The sequence below is a fragment of the Streptomyces hirsutus genome, from assembly GCF_001418415.1.
Classification (GTDB): domain Bacteria; phylum Actinomycetota; class Actinomycetes; order Streptomycetales; family Streptomycetaceae; genus Streptomyces; species Streptomyces hirsutus.
Window position 1 is genome coordinate 1 of record NZ_LIQT01000178.1, and the last position, 8827, is coordinate 8827.

At 72.2% G+C, this 8827-nt stretch carries 6 protein-coding genes; 3 read left to right on the plus strand and 3 right to left on the minus strand.

All coding sequences use genetic code 11. From position 1 onward, the window contains the following. Nucleotides 1–146: 146 nt before the first annotated feature. The gene (locus AOK11_RS14370; RefSeq protein ID WP_055594104.1) at nucleotides 147–1121 is read right to left on the minus strand and encodes a carbohydrate kinase family protein; all 975 of its coding nucleotides are present in this window, start codon (nucleotides 1119–1121) and stop codon (nucleotides 147–149) included. Between the two features lie 130 nt (nucleotides 1122–1251). On the opposite strand from AOK11_RS14370, the gene AOK11_RS14375 reads away from it, so the two are divergent. Together AOK11_RS14375 and AOK11_RS14380 are read left to right on the plus strand one after the other, a co-directional pair. After that, the gene (locus tag AOK11_RS14375) at nucleotides 1252–1461 is read left to right on the plus strand and encodes a hypothetical protein (protein ID WP_055594105.1); all 210 of its coding nucleotides are present in this window, start codon (nucleotides 1252–1254) and stop codon (nucleotides 1459–1461) included. Between the two features lie 1116 nt (nucleotides 1462–2577). Next, nucleotides 2578–4068 carry a hypothetical protein gene (locus tag AOK11_RS14380; protein ID WP_240497341.1) on the plus strand — a complete coding sequence of 497 codons (1491 nt, stop codon included), beginning with the start codon at nucleotides 2578–2580 and terminating at the stop codon, nucleotides 4066–4068. Between the two features lie 106 nt (nucleotides 4069–4174). Here the strand turns inward: AOK11_RS14380 and AOK11_RS14385 are convergent, their stop codons facing one another. Further along, nucleotides 4175–4531 carry a HesB/IscA family protein gene (locus AOK11_RS14385; protein ID WP_055574575.1) on the minus strand — a complete coding sequence of 119 codons (357 nt, stop codon included), beginning with the start codon at nucleotides 4529–4531 and terminating at the stop codon, nucleotides 4175–4177. Nucleotides 4532–4917: 386 nt separating this feature from the next. On the opposite strand from AOK11_RS14385, the gene nadA reads away from it, so the two are divergent. Then, complete coding sequence (gene nadA, locus AOK11_RS14390) at nucleotides 4918–6102, plus strand: quinolinate synthase NadA (protein ID WP_055594106.1); 1185 nt, start codon at nucleotides 4918–4920, stop codon at nucleotides 6100–6102. Between the two features lie 83 nt (nucleotides 6103–6185). Here the strand turns inward: nadA and AOK11_RS14395 are convergent. Further along, a partial coding sequence (locus AOK11_RS14395; RefSeq protein ID WP_055594107.1) for an efflux RND transporter permease subunit occupies nucleotides 6186–8827 on the minus strand: 2642 nt, incomplete at its 5' end.

Genomic DNA, 8827 nt, shown 5'->3' on the forward strand with positions numbered 1-8827 from the left:
CCGGCGGACCACATAGGCCGAGCCCCGGTCCGCCGGACCTCGTGAACGGCGGGGGTCCGGGCCCGTGGGACCCAGGGGTCCAGGGGTCCCGGGGTCCGGTGGACCCGAGGACCCGGTGGCTCCCGGGTCCGTGAACCGCCGGTGTGTCAGACCAGGTGCTTCTTCACCTCGGCCGCGGGCTCGTCGCCGTAGGCCTGGGCGAAGCGCTCCATGAAGTGGGCGCGGCGCAGCTGGTACTCCTGGGTGCCGACGGTCTCGATGACCAGGGTGGCGAGCATGCAGCCCACCTGCGCGGCACGCTCCAGCGAGACGCCCCAGGCCAGCCCGGACAGGAATCCGGCGCGGAAGGCGTCGCCCACCCCGGTCGGATCCGCCTTGCGCTCCTCCTGGGCGCAGCCGACCTCGATCGGGTCCTCGCCGGCGCGCTCGATGCGCACGCCGCGGGAGCCGAGGGTGGTGACGCGGTGGCCGACCTTGCCGAGGATCTCGGCGTCGGTCCAGCCGGTCTTGCTCTCGATGAGCCCCTTCTCGTACTCGTTGGAGAAGAGGTAGGTCGCCCCGTCCAGCAGTATCCGGATCTCCTCCCCGTTCATCCGGGCGATCTGCTGGGAGAAGTCGGCGGCGAACGGAATGTTCCGGGTGCGGCACTCCTCGGTGTGCCGGAGCATGCCCTCCGGGTCGTCGGCGCCGATGAGGACCAGGTCGAGGCCGCCCACGCGGTCGGCGACGGTCTTCAGCTCGATCAGCCGGGCCTCGCTCATGGCGCCCGTGTAGAAGGAGCCGATCTGGTTGTGGTCGGCGTCCGTGGTGCACACGAAGCGGGCGGTGTGCAGCGTCTCGGAGATGCGGACGGAGGCCGTGTCGACGCCGTGCCGCTCCAGCCAGGCCCGGTACTCGTCGAAGTCGAAGCCCGCGGCGCCGACGAGGATCGGCCGGGTGCCGAGCTGGCCCATGCCGAAGGCGATGTTCGCGCCCACGCCGCCCCGGCGTACATCGAGGTTGTCGACCAGGAAGGACAGCGAGACCGTGTGCAGCTGGTCCGCGACGAGCTGGTCGGCGAAGCGGCCGGGGAAGGTCATGAGGTGGTCGGTGGCGATGGAGCCGGTGACTGCGATGCGCACGGCGTGGACTCTCCTGAGGGAGGGGGATTGACGGTCCACGCTATCTGGTGGGGGCCGCCCGATGAAGCCCGCCAAAACTACCCGATAGTAGATCTTTCTTCGTGACCTGCGGCATGCCTACGGTGCCGATATGACGAACCTCAAGGTCCACGCCCCCACTCAGGCCGACCTCGACGGCGACCTCGCGTCGCTGCGCGGCGACTGCGCCCGGATGGCTCCCCGCTGGACGACACCGGACCGGGACGCCGCCCGCCCGGTCTCCCCGTCCCTGATCCACGGCGTGTCCGTCCCCTCCTCCTCGGCCCGTCTGCTGGACGGCATGTCGGAGTACGGCGACTGAGCCGAGCTCTTCTGCGGCCGGACGGGCGCTCGGGGAACCGTGCGCTCCTCCGTTGCGTCCCATCGCTGTCCCCCGTAAAGGGGATGCGGGATACGACCCGTCAGCAGTCCCGGTACGACCGGGCAGGGTCTTCAGGGACAGCTGTGCAGCCGAAGGAGCGATGCGGTGAACACCGAGCGACCCGACAACGACGACGCCGGGGCAGAGGCCCCCGGCAGCGCGCGCGACACCGGGGGCGCTTCGGCCGACGGCGCGGGGAGCGGCGCCCCGCGGGGCGGGCTCCGGGACGACGCCGCCACGCCCGGCCCGGCGCCGGAAGCACCCGCCCCGGAGACCGACGGCGCCGGCGGACCGGAGGAGGACACCGGTGACGCCGGTGACACCGTCGAGGCCGGCGGCGACCGGGTGCCGGAGAACGAGCCCGGGACGGCCCCGCGGGCCGGGGCCGAACGGCCGGCGGGGGGCGAAGCCCCGGTGAGCGGGGCTCCGGTGAGCGGGGCTCCGGAGGCCGAGGAGACGAAGGCGGACTCCCCCGTACGGGCCGGGGACGCCGGGCCGTCGGCCCCGAAGACCTCGGACGTGAGCGCGGCGCCCGGAGCGGAGCCCGAGATTCCGGAGCCCGACGGCAGCGCGACCCCGGCGCGGGATGCCGCGGTCTCCGGGGGCGGTGGTACCCCGGAGACAGGCGGGAACGAGGACCGGGCGCCGGAGAACGGGGCCGGGAAGGCGCCCCGGGACGAGTCCCGGGGCGCGGGGGCCGAAGCCTCGGCGTCCGCGGACGTGGGCGCGAGCGCCGACGCCGCGGAGACGGAAGCGGAAGCGGAGGCGGAAGCGGAAGCGGAGACGGAAGCGGAGACGGAAGCGGACGACGGTGCCGGGGAAAGGGCTGCGGGCCGCGGGCCCGCGCCGGCTCTTCCGTCCCAGGACGGGGAGGCGGCGGCCGAAAGCCCGGAGGCCGAAAGCCCGGAAGCTGAAAGCTCGGAAGCCGGGGACCCGGCGACCGGGACACCGGGAGCCGATACGCCGTCTGCTGCGGCAGCAGCAGCGACAACGGCCGTGGAGCCGGAAACCGAAGCGACCGATGCCGAGCCCTCCGTCGTACGGAGCCCCGCCGACGTGCGCGGCGGCGCCGACGGTCATGGCCAGAGGTTCGGGCGGCGGCGGTCGCCGGGACTGGCCGCGGCGGTGGCCGCGGCGGTGCTGCTGGTCGGGGGCGGCGGGGCGTATCTCGCGGCCAGTGCCGTCGGCGGGTCGGGCGGCGGTACGACTCCGGGGGCGAACGGGGACGGGACTCCCCCGCCGCTCACCCTCGACGCCTACGCCGAGGGCGGGGCGCACGGCATCGCGCCGGGTGAGCCCAACCCGTACGGCGCCACCTACCGCGCCGACGGCCCGCTCCCCGAGGAACCCGGCTCGGCGCCGGTGTACCGCGCCCGGGGGCAGATCACCGAGGCGCAGGTGGCCGGTCTCGCGAAGGCGCTGGGGGTCGACGGGAAGCCGGTGGCGGAGGGCGAGGCCTGGCGGATCGGGGGCAAGGACGGCAGCGGGCCCACGCTGCGGGTGGACCGCAGCGCCCCCGGCACGTGGACGTTCAGCCGGTACGCGCCCGGCCCCGACGCCTGTGACAGCAAGGGCGGGACGTGCAGGACCCCGCCGGTCGGCGGAGGACCGGCGGTGAGCGAGGAGGCCGCGAAGAAGGCCGCCGCGCCCGTGCTGAAGGCGTTGGGCCAGGACGACGCGAAGCTCGACGCCGGCCAGATGGCGGGCGCCAAGCGGGTGGTGAACGCGGAACCTGTGGTCGGCGGGCTGCCGACGTACGGCTGGACGACCGGAGTGGTCGTCGGTGACGGCGGTGAGGTGGTCGGCGGCAGCGGTCGGCTGTCGACGCCGGTGAAGGCGGACACGTACCCCGTGATGGGCGCCGAGGAGGCGCTGGAACTGCTGAACACGGCGCCGGGCGCCGGTGAGCGCGCGGAGATCGGCGGCTGCGCCACTCCCGTACCGCTGGAGGGCGACGGCCGGCAGGGGCAGCAGGAGCCGTGCGCCACGGCGACGACCCTGCCCGCCAAGGACACGGTCACCGTCGAGAAGGCGGTGTTCGGGCTGGCCGCGCACTCGGTGGACGGGCAGCAGGCGCTCGTGCCGTCCTGGTTGTTCGAGGTGCGGCCGACGAAGGCGCAGGACGGCGGCACGGTCACGTACCCGGCGGTCGAACCGGAGTTCCTCGCCCCGCGGGCACGGTCCGGGGAGACCGGCACGGAACCGGCGAAGCCGGGGGACGGCGACCGGCCGACCTCGGCGCCGGCCGCACGCGGGGTCGCCGTCGAGGGCTACACCGCCGAGGGCGGCGAGCTGACGGTGACCTTCACCGGCGGGGTGTGCGCCGACTACGAGGCCACGGCGGGCGAGAGCGGCGACCGGGTCACGGTCACCGTGACCGAGACGCCCTGGCCGGACAAGGTCTGCATCCTGATCGCCAAGCAGTACCAGCAGACGGTGCGGCTCGACGCGCCGCTGGGAGCCCGCGAGGTGGTGGACGCCGACGGTGAGCCGGTGCCGCTGCACAAGGACGGCGCGCGGCTTCCCGCGGCGCCTTCGGAGCGGTGACGGGAGGCTGAAAGCCCGAAGGCGGCGGTCCCGTTCGAACGGGACCGCCGCCTTCGTGGTGCGCCGTGCCGTCCGGGAGAGGTCCCGGAACGGCGGTGGAGCCTGCTCAGCTGAAGGAGTCGCCGCAGGCGCAGGAGCCCGTGGCGTTCGGGTTGTCGATCGTGAAGCCCTGCTTCTCGATGGTGTCGACGAAGTCGATGGTGGCGCCGCCCAGGTACGGGGCGCTCATCCGGTCGGTGACGACCTTCACGCCGTCGAAGTCCTTCTCCACGTCGCCGTCGAGGGAACGCTCGTCGAAGAAGAGCTGGTAGCGCAGGCCGGAGCAGCCGCCGGGCTGGACGGCGACGCGCAGGGCGAGGTCGTCACGGCCTTCCTGGTCGAGCAGCGCCTTGACCTTGGCCGCGGCGGCTTCGGTCACGAGGATGCCGTCGGTGACGGTGGTGGTCTCGTCCGATACGGACATCTACATCTCTCCCGGGTTGTACGGAGACTGCTTGCCGACGGTTGCAACCGGTGGGGCCGCGGATTCATTCCGGGCCGGGAACGTGTTCTCTCGGCTCCGCCTTCATGCTCGCACACGCCCCGGCGAGCGGAAAACGGTCCATCCGTCCCTCTGCCGGACACCACCCCGAAAACCGCTCCGGAACCGTTCGGGTCCGGCCGGGGAATGAACGGACCGGCGCCGGGATTCACGTCACATGGACGCTATGGCCGTCGTCAAAGTGACGCGAGCCGGATATGATAAATAGCGTCAATCCGACGAGAAGTCGTCGGACCGGTGTCCCGCCTTGTCCCGCCGGGCCGTGCTTCACGGGCCCGGCGAGCCGCAGAACAGAAAGGGTGTGTGTCGTGACCACCGCCCAGACCCAGGAACTCGACGTCCAGCCGACGCCCCTCGCCCTGTTGCTCCTCGGCCGGGAGGCCGACCCGAGGAGCGAGCGCGGTGTGGAGTGTCCCGGAGACCTCCCCTCACCGTCCGACCCGGACCTGGTGGAACGCGCCCGCGCCGCCAAGGAGAAGCTCGGGGACAAGGTCTTCGTGCTCGGCCACCACTACCAGCGCGACGAGGTCATCCAGTTCGCCGACGTCACGGGCGACTCGTTCAAGCTGGCCAAGGACGCCGCCGCGCGCCCGCAGGCCGAGTACATCGTGTTCTGCGGTGTGCACTTCATGGCCGAGTCGGCGGACATCCTCACCGGCGACGACCAGAAGGTGGTCCTGCCGGACCTCGCGGCCGGCTGCTCCATGGCCGACATGGCCACCGCCGAGCAGGTCGCGGAGTGCTGGGACGTGCTGACCGAGGCCGGCATATCCGACCGGGTCGTGCCCGTCTCGTACATGAACTCCTCCGCCGACATCAAGGCCTTCACGGGCAAGCACGGCGGCACCATCTGCACCTCCTCCAACGCGAAGCGGGCCCTGGAGTGGGCCTTCCAGCAGGGCGAGCAGGTCCTGTTCCTGCCCGACCAGCACCTCGGCCGCAACACCGCGGTGCGGGACCTGGGAATGTCCCTGGAGGACTGCGTCCTCTACAACCCGCACAAGCCGAACGGCGGGCTGACGGCGCAGGAGCTGCGGGACGCGAAGATGATCCTGTGGCGGGGCCACTGCTCGGTGCACGGCCGCTTCAGCCTGGACTCGGTCAACGACGTGCGCGAGCGCATCCCGGGCGTGAACGTGCTGGTGCACCCCGAGTGCAAGCAGGAGGTCGTGGCCGCGGCGGACTACGTCGGGTCGACCGAGTACATCATCAAGGCGCTGGAGGCGGCCCCGGCCGGTTCCAAGTGGGCGATCGGCACGGAGCTGAACCTGGTACGCCGGCTGGCGAACCGTTTCGCTCCCGAGGGCAAGGAGGTCGTCTTCCTCGACAAGACGGTCTGCTTCTGCTCCACGATGAACCGCATCGACCTCCCCCACCTGGTGTGGGCGCTGGAGTCGCTGGCGGAGGGCAACCTGGTCAACCGCATCGAGGTGGACCGGGAGACCGAGCAGTTCGCCAAGCTGGCCCTGGAGCGGATGCTCGCGCTGCCGTAGCCACGTCGACGACGACGGAGGGCCTGCCCGGAACCTTGGTTCCGGGCAGGCCCTCCGTCATGTGTGACCGGTCGGCGGACCGGTCAGACCTGCGCCGGCGCCGGGTCGTCCGCGGACCCCGCGGACTTCTCCGACTCCGCCGGTTCCTCGGCCGCCGTGCCCTTCTTCAGGGCCTTCTTCTTCGCGCGCCGCTCCTTGCGGAGCTCCAGCATCGCGTAGAGGGTCGGCACCAGGAGCAGGGTCAGCAGCGTCGACGTGATCAGACCGCCGATCACCACCACGGCCAGCGGCTGCGCGATGAAACCGCCCTCGCCGGTGACGCCGAGCGCCATCGGGAGCAGGGCGAAGATCGTCGCCAGGGCCGTCATCAGGATCGGGCGCAGCCGGTGCCGGCCGCCCTCGATCACGGCCTCGACGACCCCGTAGCCCTGGGCGCGGTACTGGTTGATCAGGTCGATCAGCACGATCGCGTTGGTCACCACGATGCCGATCAGCATCAGCATGCCGATCATCGCCGGGACGCCCATCGGGGTGCCCGTGACGATCAGCAGTCCGACCGCGCCCGTCGCCGCGAACGGGATGGACACCAGCAGGATCAGCGGCTGGGCGAGTGAACGGAAGGTGCCGACCAGCAGCATGAAGATGATCGCGATCGCCGCGAGCATCGCCAGGCCCAGGTTGACGAACGCCTCGTCCTGGTCCGCGGACACGCCGCCGATCTCCGCCGTCGCGCCCGCCGGGAGGGAGAGCGCGTTGATCTTCGTCTGGAGTTCCGCGCTGACCGCGCCGGTGTTGTCGCCGGTCGGCCGGGCGGTGACGGTGGCCGAGCGCTGGCCGTCGATCCGGGTCATGGACACCGGGCCGTCCACCAGCTCGACGGTGGCGATGTCACCCAGCTTCACCGGGCCCAGGCGCAGCTTCTTCAGCTCGGCCAGGGTGGTGGCGGGCTCGGCCGACCGGATGACGACGTCCCGCTCGGTGTCGTCCAGCACCACCTTGGCGGCCGGGGTGCCCCGGACCGCCTGGGCGACGGCCGCGCCGAGCGTCTGGTCGTTGAACCCGGCGGCGGCGGCACGGGAGGTGGCCTCGACGGTGATCCGCGGGACGCTCTGCGACAGGTCGCTGGTGACGTCCGTGACGTCGTCCAGCGAGGCCACGGCCTCCTGCACCTGGTCGGCGGCCTTGCGCAGCACCTGAGCGTCGGCCGCCTTGACGACGACGCTCAGGTCCTGGCTGCCGAATCCGTCGCCGGCGGCGATGGTGGTGGTGCCGATGCCGTCGAGTCCGGCGAGGCCCTTCTCGATGCGCTTCTGCACGTCGGCGGAGGACGCGGAGTCCTCCAGCATGAGCTGGTAGGTGGCCTGGTTGCTGTCCGTGCCGCCGCCGAAGGCGGCCATGAAGCCGGACGAGCCGATGGTGACCTGGTGGTCCTTGACGCCCTCGGTGTCGCCGAGCAGCTTCTCGACCTTCTCGGCCTGTGCGTCGGTCGCCGCGAGGCTGGTGCCGGGCTCCAGCTCCTGACGGACGGTGAGGACCGGCTGCTCGCCCTGGTCGAAGAAGTTGGTCTTGAGCAGCGGGGTCATGCCGAACGTGCCGATCAGGACGACGGCGGCGATGGCGAGGCTGGCCAGCCTGCGCCGGGTGGCGAAGCCCAGGACGGAGACGTAGAGGCGCTGGAGGCGGTTCTTCGCCTCCTTCTCCTCGGCCAGTCTGCGGGCCTCCTCGGCGTCCTCGGGGGTGCCCTTCGGGGGACGCAGGAACCAGTACGACAGGACGGGGACGACCGTCAGCGACACCAGCAGGGAGGCGAGCAGCGCCGCGGTGACGGTGAGGCTGAAGGAGCCGAACAGCTCGCCCACCATGCCGCCGACCAGGCCGATCGGCAGGAAGACGGCGACGGTGGTCAGCGTCGCGGACGTCACCGCGCCGGCCACCTCTCGGACGGCGCCCAGGATCGCCTCGCGGCGCTCCTCGCCGTAGCCGAGGTGCCGCTTGATGTTCTCCAGGACGACGATGGAGTCGTCGACGACCCGGCCGATCGCGATGGTCAGCGCGCCCAGGGTCAGCATGTTGAGCGACAGGTCGCGCGTCCACAGCACGATCAGCGCGAGCACGACGGACAGCGGGATGGAGACCGCGGTGACCAGGGTCGAGCGCACCGAGGCCAGGAAGACCAGGATCACCAGGACCGCGAAGACCAGACCGAGCGCGCCCTCGACGGTCAGGCCCTCGATGGCCTTGGCGACGGCCGGGCCCTGGTCGCTGACGACGGTGAGGTCGGCGCCCGAGCCGAGCGCCTCGCGCAGGTCGGGCAACTTCTCGTCGACGGCGTCCGAGATCGCGACGGCGCTGCCGTCGTGGTCCATGGTGACCACCACGGCGAGGCTGGGCTCGCCGTTGGTGCGGGTGAGGGAGTCGGCCTTGGCCTCCCGCTGCTCCACCTCGGTCACGGAGCCGAGCCGGACCGGCTTGCCCTTGCCGGGCTCGCCGGCGACCATCAGGTCCTCGATCTGCTCGAGCGAGGTGTAGCCGCCGCCCACCTGGACGGTGCGGTTGGCGCCCTCCTCGTCGAAGGAACCGGCCGGGACGGTCGCGCCGCCCGCCTGGAGGGCCTGCAGGAGCGCCTGCGTCGTGAGGCCGGCGTCGGCGAGCTTCGCCTCGTCGGGGGTGACGGTGACCTGGAGGTCCCGTACGCCGTCCACGGTGACCTGGCCGACGCCGTCGA

Excerpts from the sequence above, each read along its gene's own strand:
- AOK11_RS14375 (WP_055594105.1), top strand. The coding sequence starts at position 1,252 with ATGACGAACCTCAAGGTCCACGCCCCCACTCAGGCCGACCTCGACGGC.
- AOK11_RS14385 (WP_055574575.1), bottom strand. The coding sequence starts at position 4,531 with ATGTCCGTATCGGACGAGACCACCACCGTCACCGACGGCATCCTCGTG.